19 protein-coding genes and 1 riboswitch are annotated in these 23,764 nt (G+C 48.5%); of the genes, 10 read left to right on the top strand and 9 right to left on the bottom strand.

The window, feature by feature from the left end:
* Positions 1–99: 99 nt before the first annotated feature.
* On the bottom strand, positions 100–999 hold the full coding sequence (locus GCE9029_RS16340; protein ID WP_062665742.1) for a LysR family transcriptional regulator: 900 nt from the start codon (positions 997–999) through the stop codon (positions 100–102).
* A gap of 216 nt (positions 1,000–1,215) precedes the next feature.
* Between GCE9029_RS16340 and GCE9029_RS16335 the strand changes: the two genes are divergently transcribed.
* On the top strand, positions 1,216–2,013 hold the full coding sequence (locus tag GCE9029_RS16335; protein WP_062664794.1) for an SDR family NAD(P)-dependent oxidoreductase: 798 nt from the start codon (positions 1,216–1,218) through the stop codon (positions 2,011–2,013).
* Positions 2,014–2,071: 58 nt separating this feature from the next.
* On the opposite strand, the gene GCE9029_RS16330 is transcribed toward GCE9029_RS16335, so the two are convergent.
* Genes GCE9029_RS16330 through GCE9029_RS16315 form a run of 4 tightly spaced genes read right to left on the bottom strand, consistent with a single transcriptional unit; the run spans position 2,072 to position 6,779 of the window.
* Entirely contained in the window at positions 2,072–3,178 is a 1,107-nt protein-coding gene (locus GCE9029_RS16330) for an ABC transporter permease (RefSeq protein WP_062664792.1), read from the bottom strand.
* Entirely contained in the window at positions 3,175–4,344 is a 1,170-nt protein-coding gene (locus GCE9029_RS16325) for an ABC transporter permease (RefSeq protein ID WP_062664791.1), read from the bottom strand. Before GCE9029_RS16325 ends, GCE9029_RS16330 begins: the two co-directional genes overlap by 4 nt.
* A gap of 5 nt (positions 4,345–4,349) precedes the next feature.
* Positions 4,350–5,339, bottom strand: a complete 990-nt coding sequence (locus GCE9029_RS16320; RefSeq protein WP_062664790.1) for an HlyD family secretion protein — start codon at positions 5,337–5,339, stop codon at positions 4,350–4,352.
* Between the two features lie 6 nt (positions 5,340–5,345).
* Positions 5,346–6,779: a TolC family protein gene (locus GCE9029_RS16315; protein ID WP_062664789.1), complete on the bottom strand. Its 1,434-nt coding sequence runs from the start codon at positions 6,777–6,779 to the stop codon at positions 5,346–5,348.
* 823 nt (positions 6,780–7,602) lie between these two features.
* Here GCE9029_RS16315 and GCE9029_RS16310 point away from each other — a divergent pair.
* Positions 7,603–8,970, top strand: coding sequence for a diguanylate cyclase domain-containing protein (locus GCE9029_RS16310; RefSeq protein WP_197475371.1), 1,368 nt, complete (start codon positions 7,603–7,605; stop codon positions 8,968–8,970).
* A 54-nt stretch (positions 8,971–9,024) separates the two neighbouring features.
* On the opposite strand, the gene GCE9029_RS16305 is transcribed toward GCE9029_RS16310, so the two are convergent.
* The 3 genes from GCE9029_RS16305 to GCE9029_RS16295 form a co-directional block, all read right to left on the bottom strand.
* Complete coding sequence (locus GCE9029_RS16305; RefSeq protein ID WP_062664787.1) at positions 9,025–10,941, bottom strand: BCCT family transporter; 1,917 nt, start codon at positions 10,939–10,941, stop codon at positions 9,025–9,027.
* A 290-nt stretch (positions 10,942–11,231) separates the two neighbouring features.
* Positions 11,232–11,888 carry a 3,4-dihydroxy-2-butanone-4-phosphate synthase gene (gene ribB / locus GCE9029_RS16300; RefSeq protein WP_062664785.1) on the bottom strand — a complete coding sequence of 219 codons (657 nt, stop codon included), beginning with the start codon at positions 11,886–11,888 and terminating at the stop codon, positions 11,232–11,234.
* A 164-nt stretch (positions 11,889–12,052) separates the two neighbouring features.
* Positions 12,053–12,214, bottom strand: a riboswitch (FMN riboswitch).
* 82 nt (positions 12,215–12,296) lie between these two features.
* Complete coding sequence (locus tag GCE9029_RS16295) at positions 12,297–13,295, bottom strand: AraC family transcriptional regulator (RefSeq protein WP_062664783.1); 999 nt, start codon at positions 13,293–13,295, stop codon at positions 12,297–12,299.
* 128 nt (positions 13,296–13,423) lie between these two features.
* Here GCE9029_RS16295 and GCE9029_RS16290 point away from each other — a divergent pair, with 128 nt between their 5' ends.
* The 3 genes from GCE9029_RS16290 to GCE9029_RS16280 all read left to right on the top strand — a co-directional run bounded on the left by GCE9029_RS16290 (position 13,424) and on the right by GCE9029_RS16280 (position 15,659).
* Complete coding sequence (locus GCE9029_RS16290) at positions 13,424–13,783, top strand: MFS transporter (RefSeq protein WP_062664781.1); 360 nt, start codon at positions 13,424–13,426, stop codon at positions 13,781–13,783.
* Positions 13,776–14,999 (top strand): HlyD family secretion protein, encoded by a 1,224-nt coding sequence (locus tag GCE9029_RS16285; RefSeq protein WP_062664779.1) that lies wholly within the window; start codon positions 13,776–13,778, stop codon positions 14,997–14,999. Before GCE9029_RS16290 ends, GCE9029_RS16285 begins: the two co-directional genes overlap by 8 nt.
* A gap of 294 nt (positions 15,000–15,293) precedes the next feature.
* The gene (locus tag GCE9029_RS16280; protein WP_062664777.1) at positions 15,294–15,659 is read left to right on the top strand and encodes a DUF4870 family protein; all 366 of its coding nucleotides are present in this window, start codon (positions 15,294–15,296) and stop codon (positions 15,657–15,659) included.
* Between the two features lie 47 nt (positions 15,660–15,706).
* Here the strand turns inward: GCE9029_RS16280 and clcA are convergent, their stop codons facing one another.
* Positions 15,707–17,116, bottom strand: coding sequence for a H(+)/Cl(-) exchange transporter ClcA (clcA, locus tag GCE9029_RS16275; RefSeq protein WP_062664775.1), 1,410 nt, complete (start codon positions 17,114–17,116; stop codon positions 15,707–15,709).
* A gap of 253 nt (positions 17,117–17,369) precedes the next feature.
* On the opposite strand from clcA, the gene GCE9029_RS16270 reads away from it, so the two are divergent.
* The 5 genes from GCE9029_RS16270 (at position 17,370) to GCE9029_RS16250 (ending at position 23,762) form a co-directional block, all read left to right on the top strand.
* Entirely contained in the window at positions 17,370–18,581 is a 1,212-nt protein-coding gene (locus GCE9029_RS16270; protein WP_062664773.1) for a cation:proton antiporter, read from the top strand.
* Between the two features lie 329 nt (positions 18,582–18,910).
* Entirely contained in the window at positions 18,911–19,522 is a 612-nt protein-coding gene (betI, locus tag GCE9029_RS16265) for a transcriptional regulator BetI (protein WP_062664771.1), read from the top strand.
* Positions 19,523–20,983: a betaine-aldehyde dehydrogenase gene (gene betB / locus GCE9029_RS16260; protein WP_062664769.1), complete on the top strand. Its 1,461-nt coding sequence runs from the start codon at positions 19,523–19,525 to the stop codon at positions 20,981–20,983.
* A 25-nt stretch (positions 20,984–21,008) separates the two neighbouring features.
* A complete protein-coding gene (betA, locus tag GCE9029_RS16255) occupies positions 21,009–22,691 on the top strand; it encodes a choline dehydrogenase (RefSeq protein ID WP_062665739.1) in 1,683 nt (560 codons plus the stop codon).
* 120 nt (positions 22,692–22,811) lie between these two features.
* A complete protein-coding gene (locus GCE9029_RS16250; RefSeq protein ID WP_062665737.1) occupies positions 22,812–23,762 on the top strand; it encodes a choline ABC transporter substrate-binding protein in 951 nt (316 codons plus the stop codon).
* Positions 23,763–23,764: the final 2 nt, after the last annotated feature.

Raw genomic sequence — 23,764 nt, 5'->3', positions numbered from 1 at the left:
GCAACAAACATAAGACTAACCATTAGTGAAAACATTGATAATTGGCTTGAATGTATATTGAGTTTCAACACTTCATTGAAAATTGGCTATCAAATTTTGTCAGCCACTTTCTCCCCAACAACGCATCTTTTCAAATCGTTGTGCAAAGTGATCAATAAATGCGCGAACCTTGGGTGCGAGTTGCCTCGAGCTTGGGTATACAGCCCAAATTGCAGTGTCTGATTCCAGCTGGTAGTTCTCCAGAATTCTCACGAGTTCCCCACGTTCCAATTGCTCGTGCACTGCCCAGTTAGAACAAACAGAAATACCGATCCCATCAATACAGGCGTCCCTAACGGCTTCACCGTTGTCGGTTCTCAACAAACTTTTCACTTTGATGCTTTCAATCCCTTTTGGGGTGCGGAAAGCCAATTGCTCCAAAGAAGGCAGCTGGACGAAGGTGTGGCTGCTGAGTTCATCCAGTGTCTCTGGTTTGCCGTTTTTGGCGATATAGGAAGGTGAAGCACAGAGCATTCGGTTGTCTGGTGCGAGCTTGCGTGCGATGAGGCTGGAATCCTTGAGCTCGGCATTTCGAATAGCGATATCAAAGCCGCCTTCAACCAGATCGACAATGGAATCAGACAAGCGCAGGTCTAGCGATAGATCAGGGTATTCCTCCAAAAAGCCTTTTAGCCCAGGAATAAGGTGCATTCGTCCAAAAGAAGCAGGGGCGGTTATTCGAAGTGTTCCCCGCGGAGAGGTCGTGCCTGCACCCACCGATGCACATGCCGCCTCAACGCTGGCCAACACATCTTCAGCATGAGGCAAGAAGGCAATGCCTTCTTCAGTCAGCGAAACTTTTCGTGTGGTTCTGTGCACCAGTCGCACGCCCATGGACTCTTCTAGCTTATTAATGTGGGCACTTGAGACGGCTGGCGAGAGGCCAAGCTCGGCGCCAGCGGCACTGATGTTGTTTGTCGAGGCGAGTCGGACGAAAAGTTTTAGGTGATCAATATTCATCATTATCAATAAAAATTAAAAAGTGATTCTTTATATTCTGTGATTACTAATAAAAGCATATTGAATATGATTACAGCATAACCAATGTAGTAGCAATCGCTAAAACAGAGACAAAATGATATCCCGTGTCATGGTAATGCTATTAAGCTCAGATGGTTGGAAACTACTGCTGCCATAGTGAAGGGTAGAGCGATAAAACAAGGAACAGGGTAAATAATGACAAAAACGATTCTAATTACGGGTGCAACAGACGGTATCGGGCTGGAAACCTCCAAATTACTGGCTTCTCAAGGTCACAATGTCTTGCTGCATGGGCGTAGCGCCGCCAAGCTGGAAAATGCGAAAGCCCAAGTTCAGGGGATTGCAGGTGTCGGTAATGTGGAAACTTATCTGGCAGATTTGTCGAACCTGAAGGATGTAGAAAAGTTTGCAGATGAAGTGGTTGCAAACCATACATCGTTGGATGTGCTTATTAACAACGCGGGTATCTTCCGCACTTCTTCGCCGATCACAGCAGATGGTTTCGACGTGCGATTTGTTGTAAACACAGTCGCGCCTTACCTGCTGACTAAGCGCTTGTTGCCATTGCTTGGTGGACAAGGGCGAGTTGTTAACCTGTCTTCTGCCGCTCAAGCACCCGTCAACATCGCCGCAATGAAAGGTGAAGTGAAAGTGGGTGATGAGTTCTCAGCTTATGCGCAGAGCAAGCTTGCTATCACCATGTGGACGCAAAAGCTGGCGCGCGATCTGGGTATTGATGGTCCGATGCTGGTGGCCGTTAACCCGGGTTCAATGCTCGGCAGTAAAATGGTGACGGAAGGTTTTGGTGTGGCAGGCGGTGATATTGGTATTGGCGCTGATATTCTCTCGCGCGCAGCGCTGAGCGACGAATTCACCAATGCATCTGGCAAGTATTACGACAATGATTCGCATCGCTTTGCCGCTCCCCATTCTGAAGCGGCGAATGGCGCTAAAGTTGACGCAGTTGTTGAAGCGATTGAGTCGCTAATTTAGGTGCTAAGTGCTATTTGAAAAAGAACCCCGCTTTTAGCGGGGTTCTTTTTTAATTGGGTTAGTTTGGTGTGTTCTTGGGTTTTGCCAACATGGCGATAGCGCCAAAAACCAAAGTTAGTAGCCATAGCTGGGAAAGGTGGCCTAGCTGGCTATGAAGTGTCGCGCCCATTTGATTGAGCTGAATAGTCGCCTGAATGGCAGGTGTGGAGGGTGCAAATTGCGCCAAAGTATTTAACCACACTGGCAGCTCACTGCTTGGCCAGACAAATCCTGATGTAAACAGCAGAGGCATCGAACTTAACAGCACTGTTAAGGTAATGATTTCTGACCTTGAAAGACATTTCCCAACCACCGTACCTAGGCCAATCGTCGCCAGTAAAAATGGCATCATAATGATGATGAGATTTACAGGCTCTGCCAAACGATTAACCCCGTTAACCTCTAGGCTAGCGCCCAGATAGTACATTGCCATTACACTGTAAATCGCCGTAAGAATGCAGGTTCGCGCGATCAGATTTTTCGCCCCGTTATGTGGGTTTGCGCTGGCCAGCATGCCTGAAGCGATCAGCAAAGTTTGCTGTAAGATCAAGATAAACACGCCGGGAACGACATAATTCCCGTAGCCAGTCGTCGGGTTATAAACTGGAACAAGATTCAGTGAAAACGGCGTTACCTGCTTGGTGGCTGCTTCCATTGACGTATCTTGCATCATAGCGCGGGTCGTTTTTACTGATGCGCCAAGTGTGTTGCCTGCATTGACGACGCCTTCTGCGATGGTGCTGTAGGTCAGGAAGAAAGAAGCGTCTCCCCCAACAGAAATTACTGGGCTTTTGCCCATCAATAGATCGCGGTAGAAGTGCTGTGGAATCACAACGACACCTTCAATATTACCATCGGCAATTTGAGCGCTGGATTCCGTCTCTGTGCCCAATCGCATTGCGACAGAAAGCTGTGGGGTTGCGTCCAACATTCTAACGAACGTGCGGCTTTCCTGACTGTTATCGTGATCGACAACCGCAACGCGAAGTTCGCGCGGGAGTTGATTTTCATAAGGCAGTGGGTAAAGCAGCGAATAGATAATGATGCCGCCAAACACGGTAAAAACGACAGCCGGATTGGTAAACAGTGTATTGAGTTCTTGCTTAAACAATGCAGTCCAAGTCATACGCCAGCCTCCTGAATTAGCATCGCTGAGCGGCAGAGTCGTTTGAGTTTAGCGGCGACAAATAGCCAAATCAGGCTAAAAGCCGCTAAAGCGAAAAGCATTGGCTGCATTTGTATCAGCGTGGCGCCATAGTTGAACTGGCCAATTTGCACCGTGATGTAATGACTCACTGGGAGTATTGCACGCCAACACTGCGCGAGAAATGGCATGTCACTGGCTGGAAAACTCACTCCCATAAAGGCAAAGGCTGGTGCGGTAAAACCTGCGACCAGACTCATTGCACGGGTAGCATCTCGTGTGCCTAAATACAGTAATGAACCAACCGCGAGACCTGCTGACACCATCAAGCCTTGTGATGCAAAAAGTAAGACCCAACTTCCGTTCATCGGCCAGCCCAAACCAAAGTGCATAGTGGTGGCGAAGACAACGCCCATCAGCCAAAGCGGAATAAGCAGGCCTACTACTTTAGCAACTAGCGCTGACAACAAACCTTGTTTGAAGTAATTTTCCAGCCCTATGCGTTTGTCGGTCAGTGCCATGGAAAGCATGCCGCTCGCGACAATCACGATTTGCCAAAGCGCGGGAATAATCGCTGAGACCAAAAACTGCGCGTAATTAGTGCCGTTATTAAATAGTGGCACTAACTGAAAACGGACTGGCACAGACTGTCCGGCTGCTTGTGAGAAAACCGTTGTGCCATGCAGCATTTTCCCTTTGGTTTCCACCATGGCCGAAAAGGTACTTTGGCTTTGGGTAATCGCTGCGTTCACCAGCTTACCAATCAGAATGTATTGGCTGTTGTAGAAGACCGTTACTTCCGGGGTCTCACCGCGCAGGGTGATTCTTTCAAAGTCTGAAGGAATGATGACGGTAGCGTAAGTCTCCGCACTGTTCAGTGAAGCGGTAGCCTCTTGAACACTGTTGAAACTTCGAGTTTCTAAAGTAGGACTGGCGTCGTAGTAGCGGGCGAGGCTCCGCGACATGGCACTATGGTTAAGATCAACGACGCCGATCGCCAAATCGCGACCTGTGCCAGAAGAGAAAATTGCCCATACCAACAGAAATAGCGCGAGGGGTAACCAGCTCAACAAGGCGGTTAGCCACCTGTCTGACGACGTGAGTCGCCACTCATCCATCAGCCTTGAGGCAAACGAAGGCTTTTTCATCGTGATCAACCCTGAGTTTGTTCAGAGACCAGAATACTCATGCCAGCGCGCAAACCCTCAATCGTTGTTACCGGGCGGGCCTCCACTTCAAAGGTGCGCATGTCATAGCCGTTCTGGCTGTTGGTGGCGCGCCAAGTGGCGAAATCCCCCAATGGGGCAATGTGTGTCACTTCAAACTCATAGGCCTGCTCTCCCAGAGAGGGAATGTTCGCATCAAATAGAGTGCCTTTGGCAAACTGACGCAGTTTGTCTTCGCGAATATTGAAAACTGCCCAGGCATCTTTCATATCGATAACAGTGACAACAGGGAAACCTTGCGGTGCCAGCTCTCCGGGGTGAAGGAGGATTTGGCTGACTTCACCTTGGTACCAGCTATGGATCTTGGTGTCTTTGGCATAGGCTTCCACTTCTGCAACCGCACCAGCAGCCATGCGAGCTTTTTCCTGCGCTGCCCGTTTGGTTTCTGAGCGCGCACCTGCTTTCGCCAGTTCATACATTTGGAGCGCAGCGTTTTCTGTGTATTTCGCCGCTTGCCACTGGGTGTAGGCTTCGTCGCGTTTTTGTTCAGCGGCAACACCTTCTTTGTAGAGCGCATCAACACGCTTAAAGGTTTTCTCCCCCAATTGCGCCGCAGCGCGGGCCTTTTGCCATTGATCGCGTGCTGCACTGATTTCCTGCTCACGTGCGCCGCTTTCAGCTTGTTCTGCCATGGCGTCTGCTGCTTGTTGTCCTGCTTTCGCTTGCTCCAGCTTTGCATCAAGCTCTGGGCTGTAAAGGGTGAAAATCAAATCGCCCTTATTCACGGTTTCGCCTTTGCGCACCAACACATCATCAATACGGCCGGCGACTTTCGAGGAAATACTGTATTGCTGGGCTTCAATCTGACCCTGAAAACGTTCAGGCACGGGCTGATACGCTTGGTAGAAGCTGTAACCAATCCAACCAATAACGGCAGCAGCAGGCAATGCCAGCGCGATAGACTTCAATTTGCTCATTGTGATTTATCCCTGTAATGGTTGGATTGATTGGAGTGATGCCGACTGAAATTCCGGGAAACGGTGCATTTCGCCACTGATGGCGAGCAGACGGGAAAGTGACAGCACGTATTGGTATGACGCTGCAAGCTGCTGGGTTTTGATGCTGGCGAGATAGAGTTCTGCATCGACGACATCGAGTGAAGTGGAAAGCCCCTGTGCAAAGGCTTTTTCACGCAGTCGCAGGTTTTCCTGTGCGAGGGAAATACTTGAAGCCAAGCCTTGATACTCTTCCAGTGCCTGTCCTGCTTCTCGCCAGGTTTTCTCAACCAGCAGTGAAAGGTCTTGTTCCGCTTGGGCGCGAAGGTACTGAACCTGAAGTGCGGTGCTGTGGGCAGCTTTGACTTTGTCTGAACGGCCACCATTGTCGATAAGGGGAATACTCACGCCTACGCCAACTGCCCAATCAGGTGCCAACTCAGCGGTCAGAGAATCACCTTCATAGAGGTTGTAGTTACCGTAAAGATAAACCTGCGGGTAGTATTTACCTTTCTCTAGGTTAACCAAGCCATCAGCTTGCTCACCTTTGGCGTCTAACACCTTTAGACCTGGATAATCCGCCAGCGTTTTTTCCATGAATGGCGCCATCGCAGGGGGATGTTTCTGAGTAAAGAGGGCGCTGGATGGCGTCACGGGTGCATCGCTTTTCACCAGTGTTTGCAGCGCAGCTTGGGCGATTTCCAGGTCGCGTTCGGCTTTGCGACGTTCAGTCCTGGCTTTGTCGAAAGAGACTTCTGCTTGTAGGCGTTCCACACGTGCAATTTGGCCTTGTTCCTCCATCTTTTTCGCATGGTCGAGGTGCTTAGCCAGACCTTGTTCCATTTCAATTCGCGTCTGCAGAACTTGTTCGGCCAGTACGGTTGCAAAGTAGACTTTCGCCAAATCTTCAAACTTGGCCTGCTGGGCCATTTGCATCAGGAACTTGGCTTCTTCGCGCTGTGCGTTGGCAATGTCTTCCGCAGCAAGAATGCGTCCGCCGGTAAAGATCGGCCAGATAGCTCGGATAGAGCTGGTGTAAATATCGCGGTCGGCCAAAGTGGTGGTCAGCAGGTTGTCGAGGTTCCCCATCAATGGACCCAATTGGGGGACAGAGCCAGCGATTTGACCCAGCGCATCGCCACCATTCATATGATGAGCTAACTGGGAGGGTTTGAGTTCGACATTCTGATCCAAGCGGGTGTAGTTACCGCTGAGTGAAACCGAAGGAAGATGGTGTGCTGAAGCTGCGTTTCGCATGTGCTCGGCGCGCTGAACATTAGCTCGTTCTGCGGCTATCGCATCATTTCGGGTCAGGACAGAATGCCATGCCTGTTCAAAGGTCATGGGCTCCGCAGTGGCCATACCCGGCAAAAGCGTCAATGCAAATATCAACCGGATAAGGAAAGATTTTCTGGCAAGCATATTGGTTTCCACATGAGGAAGTTGCGAACATATTAGAGTTAATGCTCTAAAATTGCCAGTCTTACAAAGTAGAGACTTTAAGGGCCACTAGTGATGTTGGGGTATATGCATTTATTTAGAACGTCCGGTATCGGCAATTTTAGGATGGCATCTGAGAGTTCAAACATTCAGCAAAGAAAGGTCTGCTTTATTAGGCTTTGTGTATTCATTTTAATGCAATTCATTGGTATGAAAGCAGTTTCTATAAATTCGTGAAATCCAACGCTATTCTGCATTTGAAGTTTGAAGGAAAGATTGTTTATAAAAACCTAATAAACTAAGACAAAAATTCTGACCAAAGATGAAAGCGTTTTCATACATTTATTGGGGTTTAACTTTATGATAATAAAGATTAATTTCTAATTTTCATGAGAGATATTCGCATCAATGGAATGCCAAATAGAAAAGTTTTCTAGAATATAGTTCTGAGTTGTCGAGTATTAAGTGGTGGTATTCACTGTATGAATAACTAAAGCTCAGTGTGATGATTTGGAGGCAATTTCATTTCTCATGATAATTCTACTAATGCAACTATTGTCTTATAAATGAAACGTAAATCAATGACGACACATGGCAGAATAAATTGGAAGTCTCGCGGTAATCGCGATGTGTTTTCTGGGGGAAAGCCATGGCCAATCTTTCACCATATTTTTCAAAATTATCACAGCGTTATAATCAATGCTTTGTTCTTTTTGCTTGTCTGTTGATGTTTTCTGAGTCTGTTCGTGCCAAGCAATTATCTGAACAACAGAAACTTTATCTCGATTCCCTGAAAGGGGTATCAATGTGTGTTGAGCCCAACTGGTTACCCTTCGAATACATCAATCAGGATGGTGAATATGTGGGTGTATTAGCGGACTACGCAACACTTATCAGCAATAAGCTGGGGATTCCTTTTCATCTCTATCCTACTGAAACTTATTCTCAAAGTCTGGCAGCAGTAAAAGCAGGGGAATGTGACATTATTGTCGCGGAGGTTGCCACCGACGAAAAGCGTCAGGACTTTATGTTTACGGTCCCATATTTCACTTCACACCGCGCACTTGCAACCAATATGGATACGCCGTTTGTTGATGATCTCAATAACCTCGCACAAGAAACGATAGGTGTTCTTCGTGATTCTCCAGCTTCGGAAATTATGCCAAAGCTCTATCCCCATTTAGACTTCAGATCCTTTGACTCAACGGAAGAAGGGTTAAAGAAGGTTGAGAGCAAAGAAGTCTATGGATTTGTGAGTGTATTGGGCTCGCTGGTCTACATCATTCAAGAGCACAATATCATTAATGTGAAAATTGGTGGGGTGCTACCTTCAAACGCAAAGCTCTCCATTCTGGTTAGCCGCGACCATCCTGAACTGGTGGAGTTGTTCAATTTCGCTATCAACGAAATCACACCCTTAGATAGGAAAGAAATTTTTGAACGCTGGTTCCCGGTGAAGTACGAAACCGGCTTTGAATGGGGTCTGTTCTGGTGGGTCGTTTCGGCTATCTTAGTGTGTTCCATCTTTACTGTGGGTATGTTCTACCACTGGAATTTGAGGCTAAAGCGAGAGATAAAGCGTCGCCGACGTGCGGAAAAGAAGGCGACAAAATTAGCCATGAGCGACCCACTGACCAAGCTGGCAAACCGCATTCGTTTCAATGACGATTTAAAAATGGCACTGGAACTCGCACAGGTTCAAGATCGCCATATCGCGCTTGCTATCCTTGATTTGGACGATTTTAAGCCCGTCAACGATGAGTACGGTCACCCCATTGGTGATGAGTGCCTCAAGATAGTGGCTGACCGATTGTTGAAGCAGTGTAGGGATCAAGACACGGTGGCCCGGTTGGGCGGTGACGAGTTTGCCATTGTCTATAGCGGCCCAGAAAGTCGTGAGTATTTGCCCGTGATGGCAGAAAGGCTGATTGAATCTGTTGGGCAACCTATTTTTGTAGACGGTATTGAGATTCAGGTTGGACTATCGATAGGTTATGCGTTCTATCCAGAGCATAGTGACAGCTGTGACTCGCTTATTCGCCATGCAGATGAAGCGCTATACGTGGCCAAAAAAATGGGTAAGAACAAATTCCGCATCTACGAGCCTGATGCCAAAAAAAAGTCTAGGGTTGCCGTTTCGGTAAAGAAAACGTCGATGACGACAACCAGCTAAACCGTAAAAAGAAAAGGGCACAAAATGTGCCCTTTATCGTGTCATATTGGTGGCTTACGCCATTTGTTCTTCTGCTTCTTGCTCTAAACGCTTCTTCTCACGCATCAGTTCATTGAACTCAATACGCGCTTGTTGCGCAGCTTCAGAGGCCTGAAGCTTATGCTCTTTGGCGGCCATAGCTTCGTCAGTTAGGCGTTGGATTTCATCCAGCTGCTCTTGAGGAGCATCGCCCAATTCCATGCCTGTTTCGCCTCGTGACAACGCTTCCGCGCGGATGTTCTTCTTGAGGTCCCAGATAGCATCCAGTTTCTCACGTTCTTCGTTTGCTGCGGTGATCGCTTCGTCTTTCAGTCGTTCAAACTTTGCCATCGCCATACCTTCACGAGACCAAGGATCAACCTCGGGGAACTCTTCGATGTTGATGGTTGGGTCTTCATAGCCTTCCTGATGTGAAAGGTCGAGCGTTGCCGCTTTCACACCTGAGATCATCAGCATGACAGCGATCACCAGAAGAGGTAAGCCGCCGACGATTGCTGCCGTTTGCAGCGTAGCCAAGCCACCCATAAACATCAGGATTGAAGGCATCACAGACAGGGTGAATGCCCAGAACAGACGGTTCCAGCGTAGCGGGTCTTCTGTCACGTTATTCTGTACTACGGAAGCTAGAATGAACGAAATAGAGTCGAACGTGGTCGCGGTGAAGATGATACAAAGAACCGTGAACACAGCGATAACCACAGTGCTCATAGGCAGTTGCTCAAGAATAGAGAAAATCGCAGTTGTCGCGCCTTTCTCATTCAAGATTGAAACAACATCCAACTGACCTGACAGTTGCAGTGACAGACCAAAGTTGCCCAGGATCATGAAGTACAGTGCACAACCCAGAGAGCCGAAGAAGATTGAGCCTGATACCATCTGTTTGATGGTACGGCCACGTGAAATACGCGCCACAAACAGACCCATACTCGGCGCAAATACCAGCCACCATGCCCAGTAGAAGATGGTCCAATCCTGCGGGAAGTGGGTGTCTTCAAACGTGCCATAGCCACCAAACGGTTCTGCCCAAGTCGCCATCACAAAGAAGTTGGACAGCATGCGACCGATGGAGTCCAGACCGGTTTCCAGCATGAACAGCGTTGGGCCAGCAAACAGTACAAATGCCAGCAGACCAAGTGCACCCCAAAAGTTAATGTTACTCAGAACCTTGATGCCCTCATCCATACCCTTGTAAGACGAGTAAGCGAACAGCGCGGTACAAAGCAGCAGAACACCGATTTGAGTCACTGTGGTAGAAGGAATGCCAAACAGGTAGCTGATACCTTCGTTGATCAATGGTGCCGCCAGACCCAATGTGGTTGCAGCACCACCCAGAAGACCAAAGATGAACAATACATCAATGAACTTGCCCAGTTTACCGTGGCTGCGTGCTTCACCAATTACAGGCATCAGCGCGGCAGACACTTTCAGGACAGGCTGCTTACGAACGTAGAAGAAGTAAGCAATTGGAATAGCTGGGATCAGGTATATAGACCACGCAATTGGGCCCCAGTGGAAAATACCGTAGGTCGCTGCCCAACGGACGGCTTCTTCACTACCAGCCTGAAGCTGGAAAGGAGGGTTTTGATAGTAATAAGCCCATTCGATAGTACCCCAGTAAAGGATACTGGCACCGATACCGCCACAGAAAAGCATCGCAGCCCAAGAGCCAGTCGCAAACTCTGGCTTTTCGTCTGCGTCACCAAGTTTGATTTGTCCGATATCGCTGAAAACGATGTAAGCCATAAAAAAGAAGGCAGCGATACCAAGAGCCAGGTACATAAAGCCCAGCTTGTCGGTCATAAAGGTTTTTGCAATCGCAATCCACTCTGCACCTTGGTCAGGCCAAACCAGCAATGGAACGATGACAGAAAACAGCAGCCCCAACGCGCCGAAGAAAGTCGGTTTGTCGATGAGCTCAAAGTGTTTTTTCATAAAATAAACTTCCAGTTCACAGTGTTGTATCTAGAAATTCTCATGATGAATGCAATCCATATCAATTCAGCTATTGGATGCTGAAGATAAAAAGGTTTGATGAAATTCACTGCGTGAATGGAATGCTGGGTGATTCTTGTGTTGGGTGAATTTTGCTTTCAGAAGGAGGCGGTGGGGTTAACAATTTGGTGATGGGTTGCACGATGAGAGGAATTAATCTTTTACAAAATAGAGACCGCTCATCAATTTAAAAGTGTGAGCGATCTCAAAATTGCTTATCGTCCGAAAGATTAAGCGATCTTCTCCGCTGACGTTAGGCGGTATTGAACCATGTCTTCAATGGTCAGTACCGGCATGTCATGCTTCTTGCCGAACTCAACGATCTCTGGCGCTTTTGCCATGGAACCATCTTCATTCTGCACTTCACACAAAACACCGGCAGGTGATAGACCAGCCATTTGCATTAAATCGATAGTGCCTTCGGTGTGACCACGACGAACGAGAACACCACCTTTTCGTGCGCGGAGTGGGAACACGTGGCCAGGACGCGCTAGGTCAGAAGGTTTCGCATCTGGGTTCGAGGCGGTCTTGATTGTAGTGACGCGGTCAGCTGCAGAAACGCCGGTTGTGACGCCCACTTTCGCCTCAATGGAAACGGTAAAAGCGGTCTGGTTGGCGCTGTTGTTATTGGCCACCATTGGCTGAAGTTCCAGCCTGTCGGCTTGTTCTTCAGGCAGGCACAGGCACACGATACCAGAGCATTCGCGGATCATGAGTGCCATTTGCTGAGTCGTTAGATGGTCTACGGAATAAATGATGTCACCTTCATTCTCTCGATCTTCGTCGTCGAGAAGCAAAACGCCTTTACCCGAGCGCAGTGCTTCAAGCGCCGCTTCAACGCGCTCAAATGGGGTGCCAGAAAGTAGAGATGTGTGAGTCTGATTCATGGTAACTCCTAAGTTTAAATACCAGAATCAGGGCGTATACCCAAACGTCCGGAAGATGCAGGATTCAGGTCGTTTGGGTATGGATGAGCGCAAACTGCGAACGCAGCCATACGCAATCCACCGATCTTCGGCTAAGCGAACGCCGCCGTGAATCGGTGCATTTTTATCATCCTCTTTCATCCGGACTATAACCGTCGGCCTTGGCCTCTCACCAAGTCTGCTGACCCCAAACATGTGCTTGGGCGCTCGCGGGCTCGCCAGTCTTACAATTTCTTGCTTGCTGACATACCGCCGGTGGGGAATTTCGCCCCGCCCTGAGAATAATGCTCAAAATGAGCAAATAAATATTACTGTGTTTTCAATCGAAAAGGGAAGGGCTGATCGGCTGCATGCTTATTGTTTGCGCGATCAGTGTTCCATACGTCGCATGTACTCTTTCGGCGTACACCCACGGACACGTTGGAAGGCTTTGGTGAAGCTTTGTGGGTTGCTGTAGCCAAGTAGACGGGCAACCTCATCCGGGGCATAGCCCTTTAGCATGTACCTTGCCGCAATGTTATTCAGCACATAACCCCGCATGGATGAGAAACTGAAACCCAGTCGATGTAATCGCCGCTGCAATTGCTGCGTGGAAAGGCCCAGTGTTGATGCGACCGTTTCCAAAGAAGGCATGCCGTAATGCCGGGAGAAATTCACCACTTCATAAAGCGCTTTGGTGGGGTCATCGCGTTGCGGCATGTTGACCAGTTCATCCAAATCAAACAAAGAAATCAGAGTCGCTTTGTTATGGTCGCGCGGCACGGCATGTTCCAAAAGCAGTAATTTGTTGTCGAACCAGACTTCCGTCATGGCACAACCTGTCTTCACTTCACATCCAAACCATTCGCTTGCAGCGTTGATATCGATATCCGTTCCTTTGAGTCTGACAGCCAGCGGCGCAAAACCGTCATGGGTGAAATGGCGAAGAACGGAGGTCATCATAATCGCGACGCGTAGTGAATCGATACCTGCCGCCGTTCCTGAGTATTCGTTGTCATAACACCACTTCAACAACTTTCCAGACTGCCTTCCCACGTAGTGAGCGCCTGAGTGAAAGCAGCTCAAACCATAGTTGATTCGCCTGAAGGTGACTGCCAAATCCGGTGCAGACATAAACCAGTTTGCTTTCACATCAATGGAGGAAATCGTCAGGGAAGCTGCAATGGCGAGAGGGTAAGACGGGTTGCCTGAGAGCTCGGCGATTTTTGTTAGCCATCCATTGACTATCGCATGGGGGACGAGTGCCATTTCATCACGATACAGCGAGGCCGGAATACCCAGTTGTTCCGGCGTTAAGTGATATTTCGAACATGCACCACTGATTAGCGGACGGATGTAAGCCATACGGATAAATGAGATGTCGAACATGAAATACGAATATGATTGGATAGTTTGAATCAATATATACCAACAAATAATGTAATCAATCCATATTCAGGTGTCGTTAATCTCTTCGTGTGAGCATTCATGCATTGAATGAATATCGGAGTATGTGAATGAGCCTGTTGGCAACCCCTTTTGTAGATACCACCACGGATACTGTCCTTCATGTGGTCGCGCTGGTTGTTCTTTTGGGATCGGTTGGTGCAATCGCGTTTGGCTTCTGGAAAGTCCATGAATTGCCTGTCAGCAAAGCCCGTAAAAAGCAGCATCACCAAATGGGATTGATATCCGCCCTGACGTGGATTGGTTTTATCTGGCATTGGGTGTGGGTGGTTGCCGTGATTCTCGCGTTTGTGGATGGAGAAAAGGCACTGAGAAAGATTCGGGACATCTGGCGTGAGTCGAGTGAGCCGGTCAATGAAACCGAAATCACCACAAACACAGTTAGCGAGAAGGAGGAAAATCATGCTTGAAGGTTTGGCCGTATGGGCACTCTTTATTTACCTGCTTCGCCTGGTTGGCATGCCATGGAACGTTTATAGCAAAGCGTTTGCTTACATTGGTGGTGGTTCATGGCTGATTTTTGTATGGATTGGCTTATTGAACTTCACGCCGATGGATCTAACTGGTGGGTCTGTCGTGCAGTCTCCGCATATTCAATTGCGCCCGGGGTCTAACCAAATTCGTGGTAATGTTGACCAAATTTACGTTAATCCAAACCAGCGCGTCGAAGAAGGCCAGCTTGTTTACACGCTTGATGCAGAACCCTATGAGATCGCTCTCAACCGTGCTGCTGTTGCTGAACACGCTGGAAACGTGGCACTTGAAGTGGCGATTCAGGATGTTTCTTTAAACGAGCAGCAATATGAAGCGACTAAAGCAGATCTGAACGTGCTGGAAAGCCAACTGGCAGCGGCAAAAGAAGACGCTAAATGGAAAGCGAACCAACTTAACCGCTACATCACTCAGAACAAGCGTGCGCCAAATACCGTGACGGAATCTGTGATGGACGAGCAACGCAATAAAGTCCAACTTGCTGAGGCGCAAATCGCTACGCTCGAAAAGCAAATACAAAAGGCGGAGATCGGGGTTGAACAAGCACGTTTGACCAAAGAGAAGTCAGTATTGGCGGTTGCAACTAAAGAAGCCGAGCTGGAAAGTGCGAAAGAGAATACGGCGCAGGCTGAATGGAATCTAGAGCAAACCCGAGTGCGTGCACCTTCAGATGGTTATGTCACCAACTTCATCATGCGTGAGGGGCAGTATGTCGGTATGGTTCCTCGCATTCACATGTACACCGACGAAAAATATGTGCTGATGCGGGTGAACCATCAGGCTATTCGTAATGTTGAAGTGGGGCAGTATGCTGAATTCGCGAGCCCGGTTTACCCAGGTAAGATCTTTAAAGCAGAAGTAGAGGGGATTGTTGAAGCAACAGGAGAATCTCAGGCCCGACTGATTGCCACTGACGACAATGTGCGCATGACTACAGGTTCAAACCTTGCTAACAAGCACCATTTTGTCAGGCTGAAACTGGAAGAACCGGAAGGCTATGACATTCCTGTCGGCGCAGTGGGATTGGCGTGGGTATCAGGTGAGAAACCTATCGGGTTTATGAGCTTCCTTGATGTGATTCGCGGCATCATCATCCGAATGAAAGCCCAGCTTTACTTCATCTACTCGATTTAATCGAATTTATTTCCGAAAGGGCTCGTGATGAGCCCTTTTTTTATCCCTGTTACTGCATCTCATCACGATAGTGCTCACGCTTAATGATACTTTGTTGTAAGTCCGGTGCTTTCTCGAAAACTAACATTTGGGGGGTGAATCTATCTCAGTTGTCCATTTCTGCTTGTTAAATGAACAAAAAAATGAGTTTGTAACGTGATTTATCTAAATGTTTATTGATGTGTTGATTTGAGTCAATTTAATGAATTAACATGCGCTTTTTTTCACGCTCACGTAAAAATAAGTACAAATATAATGACAACAGATACAAAGCCTTCAAAGTTTAAATCTTCTGCCATGATCGCATACATGCTGCTGCTTAGTGGCCTGCTGACCTTCGGTGTTTTCAGCATTGCTGGTGCTGCGTTTGCTTACTTTAAACGCAAAGAAGCGCAGGAAGCCGGGGAAGACATGTATGTTGACCATTTCCGCTGGATTATTCGCACCTTTTGGATTGCAGTGCCTCTGGCGTTGATGAATCTGCTGCTGATCCCATTTGGTATTGGTATGCTGACAGCGGGTGTCACTTACCTTTGGGTTTTCTACCGCGGTATGTATGGTGCGAAAGTGCTGACTGATTTAAAAAGCCCTTACAGCAACCGACAGGCACAGACTGCCTAAAATAAACAGACTCCCCCTTGAGAAAGCCGCTTTATGAAGCGGTTTTTTTATGTCGGCGTATTTTCATTTTCAGTGCTTACGGCTGCTTTTTGCTTACTCAGGGTGCGTTGCAAGAGCTGACTGTAGAGCGGTTTTCCGCCCATGGCCTGCGCCGTCATGGTTGCACCGAGAGACGTAATCAAAAGAGGTAGGATAAGCTCATAGTTATGGGTGAGTTCTATCACCAGAAGTATTCCGGTAATGGGCGCGCGAACGGTAGCAGCAAACAATGCGCCCATGCCTGCGACAGCAAACATTCCGATAGTGATGTCAAAGTCCGGAAATACCAACATACAAACGGCACCAAAACAGGTACCGAAGAGTGTTCCCAGTGCAAGCATGGGGGCGAAGACACCGCCGGGTGCGCCGGAACAGAAACAGGCGAGAGTGGTGACGGTTCGGGCCACGAAGAGCAGTAGAAGCATCGAAAGCGTAAACGACCCGCCAACGGCATCTGTGATCAGACTTTCACCTGCGCCAGTTAATCGAGGCAGAAAAATGATCATCACACCAAACATGGCGCCGAGCGCTGCGCCAATGCCGATAAACCGCTTAGTTTTATGTCGGTGCAGGCGCTCGAAACCGTCCATACTCCAAACCACCATTCGGTTGAACAGTACGCCAAAACCACCAAACATCAGCCCCAGAATCAGGAAAAGCCCCAAGGCTTCCAAAGGCACATCTGCATGTGCAGGTAAGGGGATCATCGCGCCTTGTCCCTGAAAATATCGGTAGGTAATGGTCGCGACAATCGCGGCAATCATGACGGACTTAATCGAAATCAGGTTATAGCGAAACTGAGGGCGCATCTCTTCAACGACAAACATAATTCCTGCGAGTGGTGCGTTAAAGGCTGCAGCTAAACCTGCGGCAGCCCCTGAAGCTACCAAGGTGTGGCGACTTTCATCATCATTGAGCCGAAATACATCAGTGATCATTCTGCCGACGCTGGAACCCATTTGCACGGAAGGCCCTTCACGTCCCAAAACCAGTCCAGCACCAATTGCGCCTATACCGCCAAAGAACTTTGCTGGAATTACCCGCCACCAACGAACGGGACGAAGCCCATCAAGTGCGCCTTCTATCTCAGGGATCCCAGAACCAGCAGCCTCTGGAGCAACTTTCTTTACCAACAGAAAACCGAATGCAGAGAGCAAAGCGCTACTGACGACAACAGCCACTATGGTCAGCAGCGACATTTCGCCATGGGCTTTTGACCATTCATTACGTTGCGTGATGACCCAATCAATGGCGATATCGAAGAAAGTACAGAGCAGCCCTGCTAATAGGCCAACGAATACCGCAAGGAAAAGAATAGGAAGCGAGCTTTGATGGCTGGCAAGGAAGCGACGCATCACATTGGACTGAGGGTTCCTTTGTAGGGATTCGTCTTGCGCCTCATTTGTTTGCTGTGCCATTGCCTTTCCCTTCGTTTTGACTCGCATTCAGCATAGAGCAGGAGATAGGAAGGTTACTTTTCGGAAATGATACATAAAGGGAAGTGAACTGTTTTTCATCGATTATCTACACAAAAAAGCTCAACGTTTGATGGATAGGGTAACTGGATATCCAATTTGTACACTTAGGGAATCAAACTGCTGCAAAAATCAACCACTAAAGGTCAACAGACCCTATGGTTAACTCAATCTTCTTCAAAAATTTTATAGCCTTATGACTGAATCTGTTCCCGCGCTAGTGACATACGCCGCGCTTGGCTGGGTCGCGCTGAATGTTATTTTCTATATATCCGAACGCTGGATGGTGTTTTCCGACATCATTTGGATTCTACTGGCTGGATTGCTTTATGGGTGGGTCGCTTCCTCCTCTAACGCGGGCCTACCGGAGTTGGTATTGAATCCGGAAATTGTCCTCTTTGTGTTTGTACCACTCCTTATCTTCGCTTCTACCAAGAAAATGTGCCTATTTCATTTCAGGCCGATTTTGCTGCCGGCGATGCTGGCGGGCACGCTGGGCATTATTATCAGTATGCTGGTGATCGGTGGTGCTCTTTATCTTCTGCTTGGCGTGGAATGGCTTCCGGCACTCTTGTTTGGCGTGATTATCTCAGCAACAGACCCGCTAGCAGTCAGTGCGCTGTTTAAAGGCAATGAAGCGGTGACGGAAAATCAGAAGCTGCTGATTGAGGGAGAGTCGATTCTAAATGACGGCTTCGTGGTGACAGTGGCAGGTATTCTCGCCTTATTAATATTTAGCGATGAAAGCTTCGATGCTCTGCAAACAGGGTTCAGTTTTGTCACCCACATTTTTGGCGCTCTGATATCTGGGGCTGTGCTGGGAAGGGTAGCAAGATGGGTATTGAAGCTAATGCACACATCGCATTATATCCTTACCACCAATATTACGCTGGCATTGGCCTATGGCAGCTTTGCGCTGGCTGAATTTCTTCACTTCTCGGGAATTTTGGCGGTATTTGCAGCAGCATTGGCATATGGCTATAAGCCGGATCACGACAGCAAGAACAGGGAATCAGAAGAAAAGGTTTGGGAATACCTGGATTACGCCGCCAATGCCTTGCTGTTCTTCCTGTTGGGCACTAGCTATTTCACGCTGACATCAGATTCAACATTACCTGTTCTCTATACAGTACTCGCATTGGCTTTATTGTTTGCGGCTCGTTTTATTGCTCTAGGGGCATTAAAACCAGTGATGCGGGTGGAGCGTGAACCCCTGACAATGAATGAATTTTGGCTGCTGAACTTTTCCGGTGCAAGGGGAGCGGTATCTGTAGCCTTGATACTGTTGCTGCCTTCCACTTTTGAGTATCAGTCGCTGTTCCTTGGCATGGCATTTTTGATGATTTTGGTCTCACTCATTGTTTATCCGCTCATCACGGTCAAGATCATTAAGCGGATGACGGAATAGCAACGATATCCGAATAGTCGAAAATTCGGGGATAGTGCTCTCGCCATGAGAGTACTATTGCTGGCTGTGCTACTGCTAAAAATGTTTAGAGTGCTAAATATTAAGCAATTGAACACTTCTGTTGTATGTCATGGTTTCTCTATAAATACCTGAAATATTAATATTAAATTCCTCATATTGATTTCTTTTCCACATTTACACTTAAAATATTATTTTGACAACAAATGTTTTATTTGTAACTCTGTTTTTAATTGAACGTTCAATCAAGAAACATTTCCGCTACATTTTTAACCGATGTATGGAATGTTTGAACACGCCCGGAGGAATGAATGCCAAAAGTAGGGATGCCAGCGATTCGCCGCCCACAGCTAGTCGCTGCAACCATGGCAGTGATCGATGAAGTCGGTCTGGCAGGTGCAAGTGTTTCGCTGATCAGCCGCAAAGCGGGGGTATCAGCAGGCATTATTAATCACTACTTTGGCGGGAAAGATGGTCTTCTGGAAGAAACCATGAGATCCGTACTTCGCGAGCTCTCCAATGGCGTACAAATCCGATTGAACATCACCTCCCGTGAAGATGCATATGGCCGGATTCTGGCAATCGTTGAAGGTAACTTCGACCCAAATCAGGTCAACAGCAAAGTCACCAAAACCTGGCTGGCGTTTTGGTCTCATGCCATGCACCAACCAGCGCTTTTCAGATTGCAGCGCGTTAATGAAAAACGCCTGCTATCTCACCTTCGCATTGAATTGAAAAAACTGATGCCGACAGACCGCGCAGACTTCGTTGCACAAGGCATCGCGGCGATGATCGATGGGATTTGGCTTCGTGGAGCACTGGCTCCCGAGGGCATTGATCCACACGCTGCTGTCGCGACAGTCGAAGACTATCTCAAGCTTCAGCTAAAAGAATTTGAATCCATATCAAAAGGCAAAAATTAAATGGATATTAAACAGTTATACATTCACGGAAAGTATGTTAACGCGACTTCCGGTGAAACCTTTACCACATTAAACCCTGCTACCGGTGCAGAGCTTGCTGAAGTCCAACAAGCAAGCCAAACGGATGTCGACATTGCTGTGACTTCTGCATGGGAAGGCTTCAAGGTTTGGTCTTCAATGAGTGCGGCAGAGCGTCGCAGCATTCTTAACAAAGCCGTCGCGATACTGCGTGAGCGCAATGACGAACTGGCCGCACTGGAAGTGTTGGATACCGGTAAGCCAATGCAGGAAGCCCAATATGTTGATGTAGTCACCGGTGCAGATGTTATCGAATATTACGCAGGTCTTGCTGTGGCTATTCAGGGCGAACAGCAAAGCTTGAGCGAAAATCAATTCTTCTATACACGCAAAGAACCCCTCGGCGTGTGTGCAGGTATTGGTGCCTGGAACTATCCGATTCAAATCGCGATGTGGAAAGCAGGCCCAGCATTAGCCGCGGGTAATGCTATGGTGTTTAAGCCTTCTGAAGAAACACCGTTGACCGCGCTGAAGCTTGCAGAAATCTTTACCGAAGCAGGCATGCCAGATGGTGTATTCAATGTAGTTCAGGGTGACTACCGTGTGGGTCAAATGCTGTCGCGCCATGACAACATCGTGAAAGTGTCTTTCACCGGAGAGTGCGGCACGGGCAAAAAAGTCATGGCAGATGCGGCAGGTACGCTCAAGCCAGTCACCATGGAACTTGGCGGTAAGTCTCCATTGATTGTTTTCGATGATGCCGATATTGATAACGCGGTATCCGGCGCGATGATTGCCAACTTCTACACCCAAGGTGAAGTCTGTACGCACGGCACCCGCGTTTTTGTTCATGATGATGTTTATGACAAGTTCCTTGCCCAACTGAAAGCTCGCACTGAAAAGCTGGTGGTGGGCGACCCGACCGACCCAGAAACCCAAATCGGCGCGTTGATTTCCAAAGAACATCTATCCAAAGTGCTCGGCTTTATTGAAAAAGGTAAGGCAAGTGGTGCAACCCTGTTATGTGGTGGCTACCAAGTGACAGAAGGTGAATTGGCGAAAGGAAACTTCGTTGCACCTACCGTGTTTGCGAACTGTACGGATGACATGTCACATGTTCAGAATGAAATTTTCGGCCCAGTGATGTCTGTGCTGCGATTTAGCGAAGAACAGGAAGTGATTTCCCGTGCAAATGACACCTCCTATGGCCTCGCAGCAGGTGTATTTACGACCAATTTCTCCCGCGCACATCGCGTGATTGCCAAGCTTCAGGCGGGAATTTGCTGGATTAATAACTGGGGCGCATCTCCGGCGGAAATGCCGGTTGGCGGTTATAAGCAATCCGGTATTGGTCGTGAGAACGGCATCCAGACCCTAAGCAGTTACACCCAAACCAAGAGTGTTTACGTCGAATTGGGCGATGTAGACAGTCCTTACGCATAAGAGATCGGGACTGATGGGGGCTGAAATGTCGAACAAAGAATTTGATTACATCATCGTTGGTGCTGGATCGGCGGGTTGTGTACTGGCAGATCGCCTGAGTGCGTCAGGTGAACATCATGTGCTGATCCTTGAAGCGGGTGGCACTGACCGAAGCATTTTCATTCAAATGCCGACTGCGCTTTCATACCCAATGAATACGGAAAAGTACGCATGGCAATTTGAAACCGAAGCTGAAGACGGGCTGGATGGCCGCAAACTGCATTGTCCACGTGGCAAGGTTTTAGGCGGCAGCTCATCGATTAACGGTATGGTTTACGTTCGTGGTCACGCTTGTGATTTTGACGAATGGGAAGCTAATGGCGCGGCTGGCTGGAACTACCAAAACTGTTTGCCGTATTTCAAACGTGCTGAAACCTGGGTTGGTGGTGAAGACGAATACCGTGGCGGTAACGGTCCGGTAGGAACCTGCAACGGTAACGATATGGCGCTTAATCCGCTGTATCGCGCGTTCATCGATGCAGGTGAGCAGGCTGGTTATCCGATCACAGAAGACTACAACGGGTATCAGCAGGAAGGTTTTGGCCCCATGCACATGACCGTGGATGGTGGTGTTCGAGCCTCTACGTCAAATGCCTATCTTCGACGTGCGTTAAAGCGCGACAACTTGACGCTAATCAAAGGCGTTACGGTCAAACAAATCCTGATTGAAAACAAAGCAGCCGTAGGTATTGCCTATGAAAAAGGCGGTCAGTCATTTGAAGTGAAAGCGCGTAAAGAAGTGATCAGTGCTGCAGGCTCTGTCGGTTCTCCGCAACTGTTGCAAGTATCTGGTGTCGGCCCGAAATCCGTGCTGGAAAATGCAAATGTGGAAGTGAAACATGACCTGCCAGGTGTGGGGGCAAACCTACAGGATCATTTGGAAGTTTATTTCCAATACTTCTGCAAACAACCCATCACATTGAACGGCAAGCTGGGACTGATCAGTAAAGGTCTGATCGGTACTCGCTGGATTTTATTCAAAGATGGCCTCGGAGCGACCAATCACTTTGAATCCTGTGCGTTTATCCGAAGCCGTGCGGGCATCAAATGGCCAAACATTCAATATCACTTCTTGCCGGCAGCAATCCGTTATGACGGAAAGTCTGCGGTGGAAGGGCATGGATTCCAGGTTCATGTTGGGCCAAACAAGCCGGAAAGCCGTGGCCATGTGCACATAAAAAGTGCCGACACCAATGACAAGCCGGAAATCATCTTCAATTACATCAGCACCGAACAGGACAAACAGGACTGGCGTGACTGCATCCGCCTGACCCGCGAGATTCTGGCGCAGGAAGCGATGTCGTCTTATCGCGATGGCGAAATCCAACCGGGTATGAAAGTTGAATCCGACGAAGAAATTGATGCATGGGTGAAGGCGAATGTGGAAAGCGCTTATCACCCATCCTGCACCTGCAAAATGGGGGCAGACAGCGATGACATGGCCGTGCTTGATAACGAACTTCGTGTTCGCGGTATTGCCAATCTGCGCGTGGTGGACTCGTCAGTATTCCCAACTATCCCGAACGGTAACCTGAATGGACCAACCATCATGGTTGCCGAACGTGCTGCAGACATGATTTTGGGTCAACCCCTGGAAGCGCCGACGGATGTGTCGGTGTGGATTGACCCGAACTGGGAAACTCAACAACGCCTGAATCCTTTGCAGTAAGCGACCTATGCAGTAAGCATGGTGAGGGCGACAAGCAACATCAGCAACACTCAAGTAAAAACGGAAGGGCGCAGCAAGTCGTTGCGCCCTCAGCCAAAAAGAAAGGAAGAGGAAGTAATCATGGATATTAAACAGACCAAGCGACTGGCAGGTTTGAGCATCACACTGGCGGCGGGTCTCACTGCGATGCCGGCAATGGCAAACCAGTGTGAAACAGTCCGCTTCTCTGATGTGGGCTGGACGGATATTACCGCGACGACGGCTGCGACCACGCTTGTACTGCAAGGTATGGGATACAACACTGACATCCAATTGTTGTCTGTCCCTGTTACCTATACCTCGCTGGCAAATGGCGACATCGACGTGTTCCTTGGTAACTGGATGCCAACCATGGAAGGTGATATCGCTAAATACCGCGAGGCTGGCACAGTAGAAACCATCGGTATGAACCTGGAAGGCGCAAAGTACACCCTCGCGGTGCCAAAGTATGCGTTTGAAGGTGGCGTGAAAAACTTTGCTGATATTGCAAAGTTTGAAGATAACTTCAAAGGCCGTATCTACGGTATCGAACCCGGTAATGACGGTAACCGTCTGATTCAGTACATGATTGATGCCAACGCTTTCGGACTGAAAGAGTTTGAATTGGTTGAATCAAGCGAAGCGGGCATGTTGTCTCAGGTTAAACGTGCCGTGCGCCGTGATCAGTGGATTGTGTTCCTGGGCTGGGCGCCACACCCAATGAACAGCAACTTTGAGCTGGAATACCTGGACGGTGGTGATGATTACTTCGGCCCTAATTATGGTGGCGCGAATGTTTACACTAACGTACGCCAAAACTACACCTCTGAGTGCCCGAACGTCGGCAAACTGCTGACCAACCTCAAGTTCACGCTGCCAATGGAAAACGAAATCATGAACGGCATTTTGAACGACGGTGAGAAACCGGAAGTGGCTGCGAAGGAATGGCTGCAAAGCAACCCTGAAGTGCTGACTGCATGGTTGGACGGCGTGAAAACACAAGACGGCAAAGATGCACTGCCAGCGGTGAAAGCTCACCTCAATATCCAGTAAAC

The organism is Grimontia celer (assembly GCF_900055185.1).
Taxonomy (GTDB): Bacteria; Pseudomonadota; Gammaproteobacteria; order Enterobacterales; family Vibrionaceae; genus Enterovibrio; species Enterovibrio celer.
This window is presented reverse-complemented; position numbering and strand designations above follow the sequence as displayed.